General features: G+C 41.8%; 20 protein-coding genes. 13 read left to right on the top strand and 7 right to left on the bottom strand.

Features of this window, described 5'->3' with window-relative positions; translation table 11 throughout:
* Positions 1-16: 16 nt before the first annotated feature.
* Positions 17-742: a pyridoxine 5'-phosphate synthase gene (locus tag ACEQZT_RS07310; RefSeq protein WP_370088723.1), complete on the bottom strand. Its 726-nt coding sequence runs from the start codon at positions 740-742 to the stop codon at positions 17-19.
* A 52-nt stretch (positions 743-794) separates the two neighbouring features.
* Between ACEQZT_RS07310 and ACEQZT_RS07305 the strand changes: the two genes are divergently transcribed.
* The 10 genes from ACEQZT_RS07305 to ACEQZT_RS07260 all read left to right on the top strand — a co-directional run bounded on the left by ACEQZT_RS07305 (position 795) and on the right by ACEQZT_RS07260 (position 9901).
* Entirely contained in the window at positions 795-1244 is a 450-nt protein-coding gene (locus tag ACEQZT_RS07305; RefSeq protein WP_370088721.1) for a GatB/YqeY domain-containing protein, read from the top strand.
* Between the two features lies 1 nt (position 1245).
* Positions 1246-1818 (top strand): CvpA family protein, encoded by a 573-nt coding sequence (locus ACEQZT_RS07300; protein ID WP_370088719.1) that lies wholly within the window; start codon positions 1246-1248, stop codon positions 1816-1818.
* A gap of 2 nt (positions 1819-1820) precedes the next feature.
* Positions 1821-2492, top strand: coding sequence for a hypothetical protein (locus tag ACEQZT_RS07295; RefSeq protein ID WP_372530142.1), 672 nt, complete (start codon positions 1821-1823; stop codon positions 2490-2492).
* 5 nt (positions 2493-2497) lie between these two features.
* On the top strand, positions 2498-3361 hold the full coding sequence (locus tag ACEQZT_RS07290) for an NAD kinase (RefSeq protein ID WP_370088716.1): 864 nt from the start codon (positions 2498-2500) through the stop codon (positions 3359-3361).
* Positions 3362-3520: 159 nt separating this feature from the next.
* Entirely contained in the window at positions 3521-4603 is a 1083-nt protein-coding gene (locus tag ACEQZT_RS07285; RefSeq protein WP_370088714.1) for a hypothetical protein, read from the top strand.
* Positions 4604-4606: 3 nt separating this feature from the next.
* On the top strand, positions 4607-5296 hold the full coding sequence (locus ACEQZT_RS07280) for a DUF6089 family protein (RefSeq protein WP_370088712.1): 690 nt from the start codon (positions 4607-4609) through the stop codon (positions 5294-5296).
* Positions 5297-5380: 84 nt separating this feature from the next.
* Positions 5381-6100: an isoprenyl transferase gene (locus ACEQZT_RS07275; protein WP_370089539.1), complete on the top strand. Its 720-nt coding sequence runs from the start codon at positions 5381-5383 to the stop codon at positions 6098-6100.
* On the top strand, positions 6097-8751 hold the full coding sequence (locus ACEQZT_RS07270; protein WP_370088710.1) for an outer membrane protein assembly factor: 2655 nt from the start codon (positions 6097-6099) through the stop codon (positions 8749-8751). The genes ACEQZT_RS07275 and ACEQZT_RS07270 overlap by 4 nt, the downstream gene beginning before the upstream one ends.
* Before the next feature lie 25 nt (positions 8752-8776).
* Entirely contained in the window at positions 8777-9310 is a 534-nt protein-coding gene (locus ACEQZT_RS07265) for an OmpH family outer membrane protein (protein WP_370088709.1), read from the top strand.
* Positions 9311-9373: 63 nt separating this feature from the next.
* Positions 9374-9901: an OmpH family outer membrane protein gene (locus tag ACEQZT_RS07260; protein ID WP_370088707.1), complete on the top strand. Its 528-nt coding sequence runs from the start codon at positions 9374-9376 to the stop codon at positions 9899-9901.
* Positions 9902-9949: 48 nt separating this feature from the next.
* Here ACEQZT_RS07260 and chrA read toward each other — a convergent pair whose 3' ends face one another.
* From chrA to ACEQZT_RS07230, 6 genes are read right to left on the bottom strand one after another with little or no spacing between them, the layout of a single operon-like run.
* Positions 9950-11131 carry a chromate efflux transporter gene (gene chrA / locus ACEQZT_RS07255; RefSeq protein ID WP_370088705.1) on the bottom strand — a complete coding sequence of 394 codons (1182 nt, stop codon included), beginning with the start codon at positions 11129-11131 and terminating at the stop codon, positions 9950-9952.
* Positions 11131-12093 (bottom strand): isopenicillin N synthase family dioxygenase, encoded by a 963-nt coding sequence (locus ACEQZT_RS07250; RefSeq protein WP_370088703.1) that lies wholly within the window; start codon positions 12091-12093, stop codon positions 11131-11133. Before ACEQZT_RS07250 ends, chrA begins: the two co-directional genes overlap by 1 nt.
* 45 nt (positions 12094-12138) lie before the next feature.
* On the bottom strand, positions 12139-12816 hold the full coding sequence (gene recO, locus ACEQZT_RS07245; protein ID WP_370088701.1) for a DNA repair protein RecO: 678 nt from the start codon (positions 12814-12816) through the stop codon (positions 12139-12141).
* On the bottom strand, positions 12816-14975 hold the full coding sequence (locus ACEQZT_RS07240) for a hypothetical protein (RefSeq protein WP_370088699.1): 2160 nt from the start codon (positions 14973-14975) through the stop codon (positions 12816-12818). Before ACEQZT_RS07240 ends, recO begins: the two co-directional genes overlap by 1 nt.
* Positions 14926-15513 carry a thymidine kinase gene (locus ACEQZT_RS07235; RefSeq protein ID WP_370088697.1) on the bottom strand — a complete coding sequence of 196 codons (588 nt, stop codon included), beginning with the start codon at positions 15511-15513 and terminating at the stop codon, positions 14926-14928. The genes ACEQZT_RS07240 and ACEQZT_RS07235 overlap by 50 nt, the downstream gene beginning before the upstream one ends.
* A complete protein-coding gene (locus tag ACEQZT_RS07230; protein WP_370088695.1) occupies positions 15514-15834 on the bottom strand; it encodes a 2Fe-2S iron-sulfur cluster-binding protein in 321 nt (106 codons plus the stop codon).
* A 19-nt stretch (positions 15835-15853) separates the two neighbouring features.
* On the opposite strand from ACEQZT_RS07230, the gene ACEQZT_RS07225 reads away from it, so the two are divergent.
* From ACEQZT_RS07225 to ACEQZT_RS07215, 3 genes are read left to right on the top strand one after another with little or no spacing between them, the layout of a single operon-like run.
* Positions 15854-17122 (top strand): hypothetical protein, encoded by a 1269-nt coding sequence (locus tag ACEQZT_RS07225; RefSeq protein ID WP_370088693.1) that lies wholly within the window; start codon positions 15854-15856, stop codon positions 17120-17122.
* Between the two features lie 54 nt (positions 17123-17176).
* Positions 17177-17683, top strand: a complete 507-nt coding sequence (locus ACEQZT_RS07220) for an RNA polymerase sigma factor (protein WP_370088692.1) — start codon at positions 17177-17179, stop codon at positions 17681-17683.
* Positions 17680-18492 carry an anti-sigma factor domain-containing protein gene (locus ACEQZT_RS07215; protein ID WP_370088690.1) on the top strand — a complete coding sequence of 271 codons (813 nt, stop codon included), beginning with the start codon at positions 17680-17682 and terminating at the stop codon, positions 18490-18492. The genes ACEQZT_RS07220 and ACEQZT_RS07215 overlap by 4 nt, the downstream gene beginning before the upstream one ends.
* Positions 18493-18497 lie beyond the last annotated feature (5 nt).

The following is an 18497-nucleotide window of genomic DNA, read 5'->3' as shown; positions in this document are numbered from 1 at the left end:
CATTTTACTAAAATGTTTAGCAAAATGAAACATCAAGTTCTCTCAAATACATCTGGATCGTATTTTCCAATCCAAAATAAAGCGCATCGCACACCAAAGCATGACCAATTGATACCTCCTCAAGATACGGAATTTGTTGCTTCAAATACTTCAGATTCTTTAAGTCAAGGTCATGGCCGGCGTTAAGACCCAAGCCAATATTTTGAGCATGCTCGGATGAGGTTTTGTAAGAGTTTATCGCTTTGGCCTTATCCTTATGATATCCAGATGCATACATTTCTGTATAGAGCTCTACACGGTCAGTCCCACACTTTTTAGCTCCGTCCATCAATTTGTTTTCCGGCTCAATGAAAATTGACGTTCTCACCCCCCAACTCTGGATTTGCGCAATGATCTCCGACAGCATTTTTTCATTCTTGATTGTGTCCCAGCCTGCATTTGATGTAAGGACATTTGGCGGGTCAGGAACTAGGGTAGCCTGAGCAGGTCTCACTTCTTCGATGATTTTCATAAACCGATCATCCGGGTACCCCTCAATATTGAATTCTGTTGTTACTACTTCTTTGAGATCATAAACATCTTGCTTTGTTATGTGCCTTTCATCTGGCCGTGGATGCACAGTGATCCCTTGTGCGCCAAATCGCTCACAATCTTTTGCTACTTGCACCACATTGGGATTGTCTCCACCTCTTGCGTTTCGGAGGGTCGCGAACTTGTTGATGTTAACACTAAGTTGGGTCATAGCTTAAGAATGTTTTTCTTCGCAAAGTTGTTCATTCTAAAACAATGTTACCATGAGTTTAAAATCAACCATAGAATCAGAAATAAAGCAGGCCATGCTTGCCAAAGACAAAGATCGTCTTCGTGCCTTAAGGGCAATCAAATCACAAATTTTACTTGCCGAAACTGAAAAAGGCGGAGGCGGTGAACTAACCGAAGATGCCGAGATGAAATTACTCACTAAGGCAGCAAAACAAAGAAAAGATTCTATTGAAGTGTTTGAGCAGCAGAATCGAGATGATCTAGCGGCTACAGAGAAGTCTGAATTAGCTGTGATTGAAAGCTTTTTACCAAAGCAACTTTCTGAATCTGAAGTTGAGGCCGAAGTGAAAAAAGTCATTGAAGAAGTAGGTGCAGCGGGTCCACAGGATATGGGCAAGGTAATGGGAACAGCTACTAAAAAACTAGCTGGCAGAGCAGACGGAAAACTTATTTCTGCGTTAGCTAAAAAACTTTTAAGCTAATTTGAGCACGTTTGATATCATCATTTTAATCCTGCTTGGGTTCGGTGCGGTAAAGGGGTATATGAGGGGCTTTATTGTCGAGATACTCTCATTTGTAGCCTTTTTTATCGGGTTGTTCCTTGCTTTAGAGCTTACTGTCCCGGTCTCAACAGGTCTTTTTGGAGATACCAGCTACTTTGAAGTGGCTGCCATTCTGGTGTTTATTGGTTTGTTTGTACTTCTCAGTTTGGCTATTAAAGCTGGAGCAAAAGCCTTGAAAAACATGATTGACATGACCATTTTTGGGTCTGTCGATAACCTTGCTGGCGCATTTGCCGGATTGTTCAAATGGGCGTTTATCCTCAGTATTGTTTTTTGGGTTTTTGAATCAGTAGGTTTTGATATTGCCAATCGATATGCAGACAATACTATCATTTTTCCGTATATTGTACATATCGGACCCACAGTATTTGAATGGTTGAGTGAGGTGATTCCTTTCATTCGAGACCTGATCGACTCAATGGAAAAGTTGCCTAAAAACAAAGACACTTATATGACCTTACTCTCAGAAATATTAAATGTCCGACTAGCTTGAGTATGAAAACTATGATAGCAGAACAACTCATAAACTACATGGTTCCGCCACTGAAGCCGGGCGATGATATTGCTCGCGCAAAACAATGGATGGATGAGTTTAGAGTAAAAGAACTGCCCGTAGTATCTGAAAATAAACTGCTTGGTTTTGTTTCGGAAGAGCTACTATATGACTCTGAAATAATGCACCCTGAGGTTGGAGCCTATCCACTTATGGGTCAGAGCTGCATCGTTCCTGCCTCGAGTCACTATTATGATATTCTAAAAGTTCAGAATGACCATCGTATGGATATGGTAGCTGTTGTTTTCGATGACCAGTTTAAGGGCGTGGTACTTATTTCAGACATTTTGAAAGAATTTGCCAAAACTGCAATTGTCAATTCACAAGGAGCAATTATTACGCTTCAATCCAGCCTCAACGATTATTCGCTAGCTCAAATTTCCAAAGTTGTAGAAATGAATGGCTCAACTGTACTTGGCGCCAATATCAAACCAGATCTGGATGATCCTTCATTAATTGAAATAGTTCTAAGGATAAATCATCAGGACGTAAATCAAATAGCAACTGGACTTTCGAAAAGCGGCTATAAAGTAACTTCGTCTTTCAACACAGAAGACAACTCATTTGATGAAAAAGACCGTTTTGGGTTACTGATGAAATTTCTTGATCCATGAGACCAATGAAAAAGATAATCCTGCACGGCTTGGCAGTCGAAAAAAATTCTGAGAAATATTTAACCCAAATCATAGACCGCCTAAATAAGGAAGGTGTAAGCATTAGTGTTACGTCTCTTTTTCTCTCTCGCAATTCTGGTTTATTAAATAATTCGCAGGTAGTTAGCGAGATTACTGAGGATTTTGATGCTGTTTTCAGCTTAGGTGGTGATGGTACTTTTTTAGAATCATTGCTTTTGGTAGGAAAAAGTGAGGTGCCAATCCTGGGTATCAATATGGGCAGGCTAGGGTTTCTTGCATCTATTGCTAAAGAATACATCAAAGAGTCACTTTATCTGCTTTTCAAAGGAGAATATGAAATTGAAAGCCGTTCGCTCTTGTCATTGGAAAGCAATTCTGAATTATTTCAGGGGAAAACGTATGCATTGAATGAGTGTGCCATTCTTAGAAAAGACTCGTCAGCCATGATTATGGTAAAATGCTACATCAATGGCCAGTACCTTAATACCTACTGGGCAGACGGACTCATGGTTGCCACGCCTACAGGATCCACAGGTTACTCGTTGAGTTGTGGAGGCCCTTTAATGATGCCCGATTCAAAGGACTTTGTTATCACGCCGGTCAGCCCTCACAATCTCAATGTGAGACCATTAATTGTTTCGGATGATTCTGAATTGCGTTTTGAGATCGAATCCAGAAATAGAAGTTTTCTTATCTCCTTGGATTCAAGGTCTGAAACCATAGAAAATGACGTAGATATAACGGTAAAAAAGGCGCCCTTTCAAGCCAAACTCATTAAAATTGATGGGATCAGCTTCCCAGACACTATCCGAAACAAGCTTGGATGGGGCTTTGACAAGCGTAACTAAAACCTGTTTTTTATTCAATATTTGGTGAATAGACCATTTTTACGGATGAAAAAGCATATTCTTTACCTACTTTTAAGCTTTGATTATTAGCGATTTATCTGAATTTTAAAGATCATTGAATAATCAATAGCATAATTTTGTGTTATAAAAGAGTGAATTATGAAACTCAAAAGCCTATTAGTAATTATCCTTTCTGTAGCCATGCTGGGGCTAGCGGATAATGCAGAAGCTCAAAGAAATAAGTACAAAAAAAGGAGACAAACCAATAAAAAAGTTTCTCACTACAAAGGGGGACTAAGAGGGTACGGTCGATTCGAACCTTACTACTTTGTTGGTGCCCAGATCAACGCAGGAAACTATTTTGGCGACTTGGCTCCTGTAAATAAAGCCGCTAGTACAGACGTTTCATTCACCCGACCTGGCTTTGGCCTTTTGGGTGGTTATAAGTTTCATCACTCCATGGCAGTCACAGCCGAGCTCAATTGGGTGAGGATTTTTGGTGATGATTTTACGTCAGATCCAGGGTCGGAGCAAGGCTTTCCAAGGTATGCAAGAAATCTTAGTTTTAGAAATGACATTAAAGAATTTAGAATTGGCTTACAAATTTTCTTAATTCCGAACTACGGTGGTCCAAATCAGCGATTACCATTTAATGCATACCTTTCTCTTGGGGGAGCTGTTTTCCACCATGAACCAAAAGGCAAGGTGCCAGACGCAGACTATCAAACTGCCATAGATGGATCCGTTGCGGCACCTCAGGCTGGTGAATGGGTAAAACTCAGACCACTCGGAACTGAGGGACAAAATTTGGGTATTGTTGAACCTTACAAAAGCATTGCTTTTTCAATTCCAATATCAGTGGGAGCTCAAATGCGAATTCCAAATACCCAGTTAACAGCAGGCTTAGAGTTTGGCTTGAGATACCTCTTTACTGATTACATTGATGATGTTAGTACAAACTATGTTGGCCTAGACCAATTTAACGATGATCTAGCACGAATTATGTCAGATAAGGGTTCAGTGCCCTTTAGCTCAAAAGGTGAGGCAAGAGATTTAACAAACCTAAGAATCTTAAATGATCATGGTGCTGGTCACAGCTACTTCATAGAAGGTAATGTTGGTACTGGATTAGATGGTTCAAAACGTGGCAATCCAGACGATAATGACATGTTTTTCGTTACTCAGATAAAAGTGTCCTATGTGCTGGGTGGAACCACACGGAGACGTGCGAAATACAGATAAAATTTGCGAAAATTACTCTTCTTTTTTTCTATTCTATTTGGCCTGAGCGCTTCCTCCCAATTCATGGAGTTTGGTGGTGGTTTGGGATCGATGAACTATTCCGGTGACTTAGTCCGAGGATATAGCTTCAGTACATCATCCCTTGCGGGAACCGGCTTTTATCGAATGAATTTTTCCGAAATTCTAACCGTGAAATTGGCTTTGACTGTGGGAAAGGTTCGAGGATCGGAAACGCCAATAGACGCATTTGCTGTTCAAAGAGGCCATTCGTTCAACTCTACCATTTTAGAAGTATCGTCTGTTTTTGAGTATCACTTTCTGGATTTCAAAACTGAAAATTCTCTGGTTAACTACTCACCGTATTTATTTGGGGGAATAGGGTTTATAAATTTTAATGACGTACCGGATAACGAAGGTGTTGGCAAGATTCAACCAGTGCTTCCTGTTGGAGTCGGGTTCAAATATTTGATCCAAAAGAAATATACCATAGGGTTTGAGGCAGGAGCAAGAAAGACTTTTTTTGACTATCTCGATGGCATCTCAGACAATGATCAGACCATCAAAGATTATCAATACGGGAACCCAAAAGATGATGATTGGTACTTTTTTACAGGCTTTTCTTTCAGTATTACCCTCTTCAATGTGCCATGTCCATTCCCTTACCGCCCTAACCAGTCAATTCTTTCTCGTTAATAGAAGTTAAATCATTGGTTTCCATTCCCTTTAAGTAAAAAAAAGACCATTTTTGTAGCCTTTTTGAAAAAGGAGTTGGAGGAACTGAAGAATCAAATAAGCAAAGCCAATATTCCCGATCACATAGCAGTGATAATGGACGGAAATGGGAGATGGGCGCAAAAGCAAGGAGTGAAGCGAATTTTTGGCCATCAAAACGCTATAGAAGCTGTGCGAAGCGTAACGGAAGGATCGGCTGAGCTTGGTGTGAAGTTCCTTACCCTGTATGCATTTTCCACCGAAAACTGGGAAAGGCCCAAATACGAGGTTGATGGACTAATGACACTTTTGGTAAATACTATCAAGGACGAACTTCCGACTCTTCAAGAAAACAACATAAAGTTGGCAACTATTGGTGAAACATCAGGGCTGCCAGAGAAAGCTCAAAACAGGCTTAAAGAAGCCATTGAGCAGACAAGTACCAATACAGGAATGCAGCTGGTACTTGCTCTGAACTATAGTGGTAAGTGGGATTTGGTTCAGGCAATGAATGCGATGCTAAAAAAAGGGAAGACCAATATCGAACCTTTAGACGTTGATGAGCATCTGTCTACTAAGGGGATGCCAGATCCTGATTTGTTAATAAGAACCAGTGGAGAAATGCGCATTAGCAATTTTCTTCTTTGGCAGATGGCATATACAGAGTTGCATTTTACAGAAGTACTTTGGCCTGATTTTAGAAAAAAAGATTTATACGAAGCAATTATTTCCTATCAACACAGAGAAAGAAGATTTGGAAAGACGAGTGATCAAGTGAAAGCATGAAGAAAGCATTTTTAATCGTTTTGGCCCTAGCGGCTTTTTATGAAGCAACATCGCAGGTAGTTTTTGGCAGAACTCAGGGTCAGACCAACAGTGGTGTTTCTATCAACTACTCCAGTCCCAAGGAATATGAAATTGCTGATATTGAAGTACGAGGGGTACAATTCCTAGATAACAATGCATTGATATCCCTTTCCGGATTAAGAGTTGGTGACAAAATCAAAGTGCCTGGTGATGAAATTACCACCGCCATCAAAAAACTGTGGAATCAGGGTATCATCGGCAATGTGTCCATATATGCATCAAAAGTAGAAGACGATAAAATTTGGCTGGTCATCGAGCTAACAGAGCGCCCAAGGTTGACAAAGTATGTCATCGAAGGAGTAAACAAGACAAAGCAGGGAGAAATTGAAGATAAGATAGGCTTGATCCGTGGTAAAGTTTTGACTGATGTAGTAATTAAAAATACCGAACTAGCCGTGATGCGATACATGGAAAGCAAAGGCTTTCTTAACGCTGAGGTTAATGTTTTTCAACAGAATGACACGATTTTAAGAAATAGCGCATATCTCAAAATTGTTATCGATCAGGGGCAGAAAGTAAAAATCAGAAACGTACGTTTCAATGGCAATGAACAATTCACCTCTGCCAAACTGAGATCTAAACTGAAGAGTACCGGAATGGTTCCGAAGTTTTCACTTCCTACAGAAATCATCGAAACAGCAGCATATCTTGTATGGCCTCCAAACCTAATCAACTTCGTTAAAGGCTCGAAAAAAGTGAGCAAAGAGGAAGTTCGAGAATACATGGCAACCCATGTAAACCTCAACTTCTTTAAGTCGGCGAAATTTGTAAAAGAAGACTATGAGGCAGACAAAGACCTTCTAATCGGTTTCTACAATTCCAAAGGATACAGAGATGCTGAAATAATCTCGGACACAACATATGATATTTCAGGAAAGTACATGAATGTTGAGATGACTGTAGATGAAGGGGACAAATACTACTTCAGAAACATTTCATGGTCCGGAAACTACATCTATACTGATGATCAATTGCAGCGAATTTTAGGTATAGAAAAAGGAGATGTATACGACCTGGATCTGGTGAATAAAAAGTTAAACTTCAATCCAAACGGTGCAGATATTAGCTCGCTATATATGGATGATGGCTATCTGTTTTTCAATATCACCCCCGTTGAGGTCGGTGTTTACCAAGATTCAATTGATCTTGAAATGAGAATGTTTGAAGGAGGTCAGGCGACTATCGATAAGGTAATTATCAGTGGGAATGATAAAACCAATGACCATGTGATTCTGCGGGAGCTTCGAACCATGCCTGGTGATAAGTTCAGCAGGGCAGACCTTATCAGAACTCAACGAGAGCTTTCTCAGCTTGGGTATTTCGATCCGGAGCAGGTAAATCCAAACGTAGTGCCTGATCCAGTCAATGAAACCGCAGATATTGAGTGGCAGTTAGTAGAGCGTTCAAATGACCAAATTGAGCTCTCTGGTGGATGGGGAGGTGCTTTCGGGTTCGTAGGAACATTCGGTGTAACCTTCAATAACTTCTCAGTAAGAAACATCACAAAACCTGAAAACTGGAGAGGTCTACCAGTTGGAGATGGTCAAAGCCTTTCTGTAAGATTTCAGGCTAATGGCAGAAGCTTCCAGAGCTACTCTTTCAGCTTTGTGGAGCCTTGGCTAGGAGGAAGAAAGCCAAACTCCTTTGGATTGAGCTATAGTAAATCCATCCAGCGATCAATCAATAGATTTACAAACGAAACGCTTGGCTCACTTAAAGTGACTGGCATTTCAGCTTCTTTGGGTCGTAGAGTAAAGTGGCCAGACGATTTCTTCACCGTAAGTACAGGTATCTCTTATCAGCGCTACGACCTATTCCAATTCAATAGTAGATCATTAGGTTTCCAAACTGGTGATGCTAATAGTTTCACTTTTAACGCCACATTCGCAAGGAACTCTATTAACCAGCCAATGTATCCTAGAAATGGATCCAGTATCTCGTTGAGTGCTTCATTTACTCCTCCTTATTCACTGTGGAGAGATATAGATTATGAAAATGCAGAACCTCAAGACAGGTACAAATGGCTTGAATATCATAAGTGGAATTTTGATAGCAAGTACTTCCTAACTCTAACAGGCAAACTCGTGCTATCGGCTCGCGCACACTTCGGGTACCTGGGTACTTATACGAGCAAGACCGATGTTGGGCCATTTGAGAGATTCCAGCTTGGAGGTGATGGACTCACAGGTCAAAACTTCCTGCTTGGTACAGATGTAGTTGGTTTGAGAGGCTATCCAAACAACTCGATAACTCCTTTTGATCGGGAAAATAACATCGAAGGAGGAACACTTTTCAATAAGTATGTGATGGAGATCAGGTATCCAATTTCATTGGCACAATCTGCTACAATCTATGCTTTGACCTTTGTTGAAGGCGGAAACAACTGGGATCGATTTGCAGAATTTAACCCGTATAACATAAAAAAATCTGCAGGTATAGGCCTTAGAATCTTCATGCCAGCGTTTGGTCTTATGGGAATTGACTGGGCATATGGTTTTGACCGTGTAGATGGCTCATTTGAAAATGCAGGTCCACAGTTCCACTTCTCAATCGGCCAACAGATACGTTAAAAAATGTGTCATAAACATTGATACCATGAAAAAGATATCACTTCTGCTATTTGGACTGTTTTTCAGTGCTTTTACATTTGCGCAAAAATTTGGGTATGTAGACACACAATACATACTTCAAAAAATGCCTGAGTATAAAGATGCTCAAGCAGAAATTGAAAAACTTGCGAAGGGATGGGAAGTGGAGATACAGCAACTTTATCAACAAGTGGAAGCGATGGAGGTAGAGCTAAAGGCCGAGGAGGTTTTGCTTACCAAAGAAATGTGGGAAGAGCGAAATTTAGAAATCGAGAGAAAGTGGAAAGAAGTGAAAGAGTATCAGCAATCCATTTTTGGATTTGACGGGCTTTACTTCCTGAAGAAAAAAGAATTGGTAAAACCTGTGCAGGATCAGGTTTTTGATGCTGTAGAAAGAGTAGCAAAAAACAACAGACTCCAGATAGTTTTCGACAAGTCAGGAGATCTTGTGATGATTTATACCGATCCTATCCATGATTACACGGATTTCGTGCTTGAAGATCTTGGATTGGTAGAAAATCAAAGCGTAAATAATAATTGAGCATAAAAATTGAATCTTAATTGAACCAATGGGCTAAGGCCCAAACCATAAAAACGAATAGTTATGAAAGTTAGAATTTTATTAAGTACTGCCCTTGCTGTGATCGGATTTGGAGTGATGGCGCAGTTGAAAATAGGCTATACAAATGTAGAGTACGTTTTGAGCCTGATGCCGGAGGCAAAACAAATCGAAAGTGAGCTAGCAGCTTATGACAAGCAACTATCCACTCGACTTGAGGCAAAATACAAAGACTACCAAACCAAGGTAGCAGACTATCAAAAAAATGCACAGTCTTATTCTGAGGATGTGAGACTGGATATCGAAAACGAAATTGTGAGTATGCAGACTTCCATACAGGAGTTTGAAGCAGATGCACAAAACAGAATGATTCAGAAAAGAAATCAATTGCTTCAGCCCGCATTTGAAAAAATCGGAACTGCAATTGAGCAAGTATCAAAAGACAATGGCTACACTCATGTATTCAACATGACAGCTAGTGGACAGAGCATCCTTCTTTACGCTCGTGAAGAAGACAATGTGACCAACCTTGTTTTGAAAAAACTAGGAATTGATCCTCCTGCTGGAAACTAATAGAAGCAAAAAGAAAATCGAAACCCTGCTGAGTTCAGCAGGGTTTTTTTATGCTATTACAAATCCGAAAATCAATCCTAAGAGAACGATTATAGGAGTGGGGACTTTGGTGAAATGCATCATCCCAACAGTTGCAAAAAGTAAAACAAAATTGATAATCTTTTGCTCCATGGGCATGAAAAGAAGAAAAGCTGCCGCAATCACCATGCCTGCACTTACGGCAGTGATTCCTTCAAGAGATGCCTTTACAATCCGATATTTTTTTAACTGCTCCCAGAATCTAATTATAAAGAATATCAGAAATGTGCCCGGTAGAAAAATCCCAGCAACAGCCATACTTGAGCCAAGTAGCTGACCCCCAATTCCAAACTCTCTGGCACTGATCGCACCAACATATCCACTAAATGAAAAGACTGGTCCCGGGATTGCCTGAACCAACCCATAACCAGAAATGAACTCTTGAGAGGTGAGATACTCCTTAAACTCGACAAATTCAGTATATAAGAGAGGTACCAAAACCTGCCCTCCTCCAAAAATCAAACTCCCGTTTCGATAAAAGTTCTCGAATATTTTAATCGGCTGATACTGAGTAACCCCACCCAAAACGGCAGCAGCAATCAGTACAGAAATCCACAGAATCAAATTGGACCAATTAATGCTGATCTTTTCCTTCTCCTCTATCGGCTGCTTTTTATACTTCCAGGTGGTAGCTAACCCACCAAGGATGATCAATATCGGAAACGCATAGGGCGACTTGAATGCATACGATGCAAACGCCGAAATCACCATCAGCCCAAATCCTACCTTGGTATTCACAACCTTCACCGAAATCTTGTAGGATGAGTATGCCACGATCCCAACAGCAATCGGCTCGATAAACCTCAAAAAGTCCAGTGAGATGTTCATGTCCTGAGCCGTAGTTACAAAAATGGCAAAGGCAGTCATGATCGATATAGCAGGCAGGGCCCATACAAACAATGTCAGGTAGGCCAAATTTGGACCACCTATTTTATAGCCAAGTGCGGTAATGGTTTGAGTAGAAGTTGGCCCGGGCAAAACCTGACACAGTGCATAAAGCTCGATCAGGTCTTCCTCAGTGAGATAGCCTCTTTTGGTAACAAAAAGGTCTAGAAACATTCCAAAATGACCTTGTGGTCCCCCGAATGCGGTCAAAGACAAAAGGGCAACATCTTTCAGGAAGATTATATTTCTAACTCTACGAATCGACATTAGGCTTTCAATCCGATTTCTCTGAGCCTTTGATCTAAAAATTCGCCAGCCGTAATATCCTCAAATGATTTTGGGTGTTCCATATCGATGCATCCGTCCAGGCAGGAAAGATCCATTTCTGAAATAGGGTGCATGAAAAATGGTATAGAAAATCTGGAAGTATGCATCAATTCACGAGGTGGATTTACCACTCGGTGAATAGTAGATTTCAGCTTTCCGTTTGTGTGTCTCTCCAGCATATCACCCACATTGACCACAATTTGATCCGGCAGTGCTGTGATCGGTATCCACTTTCCATCCCTTCTCAATACTTGAAGGCCATCTGCACTGGCACCCATCAAAAGCGTTATCAGGTTGATATCACCATGCTCAGCAGCCCGAACGGCATCCGGCGGGAGTGAGTCAGGGTCATCGATGGGGAAATAATGAATTGGACGCAAAATGCTGTTGCCTTCTTTCACCTTATCATCAAAGTAGTTTTCGGGAAGTTCAAGAAAGCAGGCAATTGCTCTCAGCATCTGGGTTCCTGTCTTTAAAAGGGTTAAATATGCTTCAGTCGTATATTTTTCAAGTTCCGGAACTTCACTGGGCCAGATGTTCTCCGGGTAATCTTCCCGCTGGTTTTGCTCTGGCTGACCTACGTGGAAGAATTCTTTCAAGTCCCCTGTATTGCTCCCCTTCGCTTTCTCTCTCCCCTTACTTATATATCCTCTTTGCCCGGCTAATTCTTTCTTTTCGTACCTAAGCTTCACCTCATCAGGCAGCCGAAAAAACTTCTCTACCGATTCATACAAATTCTTGGTGAGCTCATCAGAAAGTCCGTGATTTTTGATGGATACAAAACCAATGTTAGTATATGCCTCCCCTAGTGCTTTTACGAATGCGTCTTTTTGAGCTTGTGTCCCCTTCGTAAAATCTGCTAGATCCAGCGAAGGAACCTGATCATAAAGTATATCAGCCATGTCTAGTCAATTAGTTCTACAATTTAATTCAGAATTCAGTGGAAGTCAATTCAAAACACTTCTCAGCACCTCCAAAGATTTTGGTTTTGAAATATGCGCGTGGTGCTCATAGTATTCCAAAATCGTATCGAGCATACTAGCACGATCTTCCCGAGCCATCTTTATCTCATACCCATAAGGCTCCTTCATCAGCAAATCCATCACCCCATGGTTTTCGTGAGATGGTGCCAGCTTATCTGTGGAACTAAACAGGTTGTCAATGTCATCGATGGCATAGCCTAGAAAAGGGCCTACCTTCAGTAGAAATTGAAGGTGAAAATTTTCCACCCTGGTTTTCAGTCCATCAAATGTTTTAATTGATTCCTCGGCGAAATTATAAAGTTCAGGATTAGGTGATTGCTCGGACTGGAGCAATTTTGAAAATACTTCTGTCAAAAAAAGAGTGATCGTGCTTTTGATTAAATCCTGATGAATATGATGAAGCGGATGGTGACTTTTAAACTCGGAAATGCGCTGTAAGTCGCGTGTCTCCTTTACGTAAAGGACCAGGTCCAGCATGGTAAATGGCTGAAAATATCCGATACTTTTCTTTGACTTCTGGCTTCTGATTGAATTTACGATATACGATCCATACCCCTGATCCTCTGTAAATATTCTGGCGATGATCGATGTATCGCCATACTTCATGTAGCTGAGAACGATCCCTTTTGATTTTACAATCATCAGCGTATCACGGCAATTTTCCCAACATAGATCTCCTCTCCATCTAGTGATGAACTGAAGAAAAGATACACGCCTGTAGTAATCTTACCTCCTTTCACATTGGTCAGATCCCACGAAGCAGAGCCTCCATTTGCGTCGATTTCCCTTACCAGATTCCCATTAACATCTGTAATCTTCACGTTCACATTTCTTGCAAGGCCCGTCAAACCGACCAGGCCTTGATATTCAGGCCGGACTGGATTGGGAAAAATATTCACATTGCTGTGTGTTCGGCTTCCAATTGATGATGAACTTCGAAAGGAAACCATCCCTTTATCGGTAAGTACAAACACCTCGCCATTGCTTCCATTGTAGGAAAGCTGGATAATGCTATTGGAAGGGAGAGGACTGTTTTCTTCATTGAAAACCGCCACCTGCTCTGATGTATTCTCATCAAACACCCATAGACCACTATTAGTACCAAACCAAATTCTGTTACCACCATCTGTCATCACAGCATTTATTGTTTGGTCTTCGAAAAGTGTTCGGTTCTCAAATGAAGGACGGATGCCTTGTGAGTCCGAAAAAATAAATGATGCGCTCGGAAAAAGTGCAGGTCCTCTCGATGTTCCCACCCACGCATTGTCCTCCACGCTTATGTCAATATCAATAAATGATGAGGGGAGTCCATCTGCTGTGGTGATCAAATCTGAAAGATTCTCCTCAGGATCTAAAACCGTAATTATTCCCGATGCTGCGCCAAGCCAGCCTATTCCAAGCTCAGCAATATCTATCGTCAAAAACTCATTCTCTCCTAAAAAAAAGGACATCCAGTTTTGTTCTGTATCCATGGTGTGAATAGGGTTGGTAGCACCGAAAGAAGAAACCCACAACCTCTCGGCTGAACCCAATGCAGTGATGACAGTATCCAGTTCGGAAGAGCTGCCGGGTATATCTTTCAGAATGGTTTCACCGGATTCATCATAGATTCCATCACCGATGGATGCGTAATAAAAGCTTCCATTGAATCTTGCTACATCTGACACATTGGTAAATCCTGCAATGGACTTTGATTGCCAGGTGCCTTCAGCAAAAACTGAAAATGAGGCTACCTGCTGAGAGCCATCATAGGCAAAAGGTGACGGAGCGTGAAACCCAAAAAGCTGGTTAGAGATGATACGAAAATTTGAAAACAAATCTGATATTGGTCCAGCAGGTGATAGCACATCGCCTTTATTATCAACAAGACCCAATTCACCATCAGCGATGATGAAGGTGTCAGTTATGCGATCAAGATCATTCACACTTGAGGCAGAAACATTAGCTGTACTTTGAAACACAGTTCCATCAAATGTGTAGATGACTCCATTACCGTAAGTAACCAATTCACCATCGACCTCAAATAGTTTTGTGGCACCAGCCGGCAAATCAGCTCCTGTATCTAGCCAGGAGCCGCTGGTCAAAATCCGTAAATCTGAACCGAATGTAGCATAAAGATCACTGCCTACAAGTGTAAGATTTACAAATCCGGATGTCGCGGGAAACCTTGACCAATTATTAAAATCCAGCAAGTTTGTTGATAAGCTCCCAGCCTGAATTCCTTCACTCGTACGAATAAACAATGAGTCATTTCGGTAAACGATCTCAAGCACTTCTACTTCATTTCCTCCGGTACCGATTTGTACATAATTTTCCGCTATACCAGCCGTGGAGGTGTTAACCACAATGACACCCAAGTCTGTGGCCAGGTAGGTTCTGGATGAGCCAAATTCCACATCGTTGATCGTCTTTTCTACCTCCAGATTTGTTTTAGCAAGATCTGAGATGTTAAGCAGTTTGTCCTCAAATATAAAATCGACATAGCCGGATCGGTACCCGACAACCAGCACATTTAAGTCCGAATTATATCTCATGGCTGAAACCCCTACATCAGACAATCCATCAATTTTGGATAGTCTACGAAGTGACCCGCTTGTTATTTCTCTAGAGAAAAGCCCATTTTCAGAAGCACAAAATATCTTATCTGATGTAACCTCAATAATCCGAGCATTGGAATAGCTAAAATGCGTGCGCCAGGTTCCCATAGCTATGTCCTGAGAAATGGCAACCCATCCTACTAGGAAAGCAAGGCTACTTAGTCCCCACCGCCTCAAAGAAACAAGATCTGCAAAGCGCTTCATAAATATCCTTTTCTCCTAAAACTATCGTTTTCTTCGATTTAGTACGTCGGTGAGAATATGATGCCACATTTCCGCACTTCATACAAACAGCATGCACCTTAGTAATGTATTCGGCAATAGACATCAAAGAGTCCATGGGTTTAAATGGAATGCCTTTAAAATCCATATCCAAACCAGCCACAATTACCCGCTTCCCTTTATTAGCCAGCTCGTTTGCCACATTTACTATCTCTTCATCAAAAAACTGAGCCTCATCAATACCAACCACCTCGCAGTTTCCGGCTCTTAGCAAAATGTCATTGGCAAAATTTACCGGAGTTGATGGAATGGAGGAATCCTTGTGTGAAACAATCTTCACTTTGTCATACCGCTTATCAACAGCAGGTTTGAAAATTTCTACATGTTGATTGGCCAGCATCGCGCGGTTGAGTCTTCGAATCAGCTCCTCTGTTTTTCCTGAAAACATAGATCCACAGACTACCTCAATCCAGCCTCCACGCCTCAGCGTACCTTTTCCTATGTGGGGTTCTACAAACATCTATTCAGAATAAGTCAAATGTGGCAATTGTGTCTCATCAGGAACCCTCACAGTCACATCCCCGGTTACGTGGGTTTGGCAAGTCAGGCGCTCATCTATTCGCAATTTATTCAATTTCAAATATTGCTCCTCCGGCTTTGTTCTGGGGGTTAGGTTCTCAGACCCAGAAATAATTTTTGCCCTACACGTCGTGCACCTCCCTTTGGCTCCACAAGCATGCATCCAGTCCGTGGCACTAAGCAAAATATCCAGCAAACTTTCCCTTTTATCCTCACAATGAATAGTTTTACTTTGTAGGTTGGCGATTACTACTGTAGGCATACGTTATCAAATTTCAAGAATGCAAAAGAAACTAAACGAAGACTTTATAGACGGTTATTGTGAGAAATTTGCATCCAAAGTGACTGCCGATTTTTTCAAAGATGGGAAAGAGGTCATAACCGGAAAAGAAATATTGAAGGTTACTCCTTCCAAGCAAGTCAATTTCTTTGTCATAAAACTTCTCTTCAGATACTGGCAAGAGGAAACCAAAAAACTGGAAAGCCCATTCTTCAACTACAAGCATGAGGAAGTACGTCAGGCCATGATTCAGTTTATGAACGTGCTGTCTCAGCACATAGAAATAAACCGAGATAAGTTTGAAACGCTGCTAAATCATGCAGTAAAAGACACTATCTACCTAGCTGCTATGCCACAAGCCTATGTCGAGATTGACCTTGACAGCAGAGGCGTAGAATCAATCAAAGAAAAATCGGTGGAGGGTACTGTGAAGTACCTCAAAATCCACAAAAAAGAAATTCAAAACTTCCTCTCAGACATGAAGGGCCTCACCATCGATGATGTCATCGATGAACTGCCCGAGGAGTTTGACGATTTTGACACCACGGAGGCCGTGAATGAGGAATGTGCGCTACTCTCTGAGGTACTGGAGATCACAGCTGAAAAAATCTTTTCTGACGATCCTGAGATGGATGAGTTTGATGAGGACGACTTGTTTGAGCCGGGAGAAGAGGATCTGGTGGATGATCGGCCTAGATTCAAAAAAACTGCGCCGGATGCCAATGAAGAAAGTGCAGACGTAGAAATAGATGCTGAGGATGATGCCATGGCAGATGAGGATTTTGATGAAACTCCTACATCCAATCCTCCGGTGGAGTCCGAAAAAGAAATAGCAGAAGTGCAGGAGGAAAAAGCGGATGTTCAAGAAGGTGAAGAAGACGAAGAGGAAAAGGAAGAGGAACCTAAAAGAGAAATGCGCACACCTGTGATGCTGGAAGATGATGACAAGGAAGATGACTTTCCTGAAGAGACCATCAACAAGCAGTTTGAGAAGGAAGAAGAAACCCTTGCAGAGCACCATGAGAAAGCACCGAAGGAAGGGAGTATTTTAAGCCTCATTTCCCTGAATCACCGCTACATGTTTATCAAGGATCTCTTCCGAAATGATAAGAATGAGTTTGAAAACGCTCTTATGGAGTTGGAAGAATATGACAGCTTCGATGCTTCAGTCGAGTTCCTTGTGCAAGGGTATGCTAAGCACAATGAGTGGGACATGCAGTCTGACGAAGTGAAGGAGTTTTTGAAAGTCCTATTTAGAAGATTCAGGTAATAATTAGTGAGTCTGCCAAACCAACAAATCGATCAAGATCAACTGGTCGCTCGCTTGAGGGCGAAGCAGGCAGATGCATTCAGCTACCTATACGACAATTATTCTGCAGCTATCTATGGAGCAATCTCCCGGATTATAAATAATGAAGAAGTGGCACAAGAGGTGCTGCAAGATGCCTTCATGAAGTTTTGGGATAAGATTGAACAGTACGATGCTTCTAAAGGCCGATTCTTTACCTGGATGGTAAATATCAGCCGAAATCTCTCGATCGATAAATTGCGATCGAAAGAAATGAAGAAGGTTGGGAAAACCGATAATATAGAAACCTACGTAACTGGAATAGAGCGATCGAAATTAAACCACCTAAATGTCGATGGAATTGGCTTGAAAGAGACGCTTACCAGCCTCCGGGATGAAGAAAAGTTCATCTTAGAGATGGTGTATTTTAAAGGCTATACCCAATCAGAAATTTCGGAAGAATTTGATATTCCTCTCGGGACAGTAAAGACGCGCCTGAGGATGGGATTGAAGAATATGAGAAAAGTATTGCAAGTAGAGTGAACATAGAAGAATACATATCGTCAGGCATACTGGAAGCCTATGTGATGGATCAGCTTTCGCCGGCTGAGCGCACAGAAGTGGAGCAGGCTGCTGCCAATCACCTTGAGATCAGGGAGGAGCTGGATAAGATTGAGCGATCTATGGAAACGCTTGCCTTTGCTACTGCCGTGAAGCCACCGGCAGGGGTGAAAGAAAAACTGATGGCTCAGATTGAAAAAGGCGCAAGCGATCAGAAAGAAGCACCGGTGGTGCAAATGCAAACTGACCGATCTTATGGTATTCTCAAATTTGCTGCGGCAGCTTCCGTACTTGTGGCATTAGCCTCTGCGGTGCTGGCCTTTACCTATTGGAAAAAATGGCAGGGTGCTGAAGTCAAGCTGGCAGATATGATAGCTCAAAATGCACAGTTTGCCGAAAACTACAATCAGGTAAACCAGCAACTGGATGACATACAGGATGCAGTAGCCATCATGAACAGCTCGGCTTACAGGCGGGTGACCATGAATGGCACAGAAAACTCACCGGGTGCACTGGCCACTGTCTATTGGAATGAAAGTACCGCAGACGTGTACTTGAGCATCCAAAACTTAAAAGAACTTTCTAAAGACCAGCAATATCAGCTTTGGGCGATCATTGATGGTGTGCCTGTTGATGCCGGAGTGTTTGACCCTAACAATGGCAGTCTACTCGTGCAGATGAAAAATATCGGACCAAATGCGGCTGCTTTTGCCGTGACCATAGAGCCTCGCGGTGGTAGCGAAAACCCTAGCCTGGAGACCATGCAGGTGGTGGGGAATGTGGCGACATAGTCGCC

This window comes from Ekhidna sp. (genome assembly GCF_964218185.1).
Taxonomy (GTDB): Bacteria; Bacteroidota; Bacteroidia; order Cytophagales; family Cyclobacteriaceae; genus Ekhidna.
Note: the sequence above shows the minus strand (reverse complement) of the source record. Positions and strands in the feature narration are given on the sequence as shown.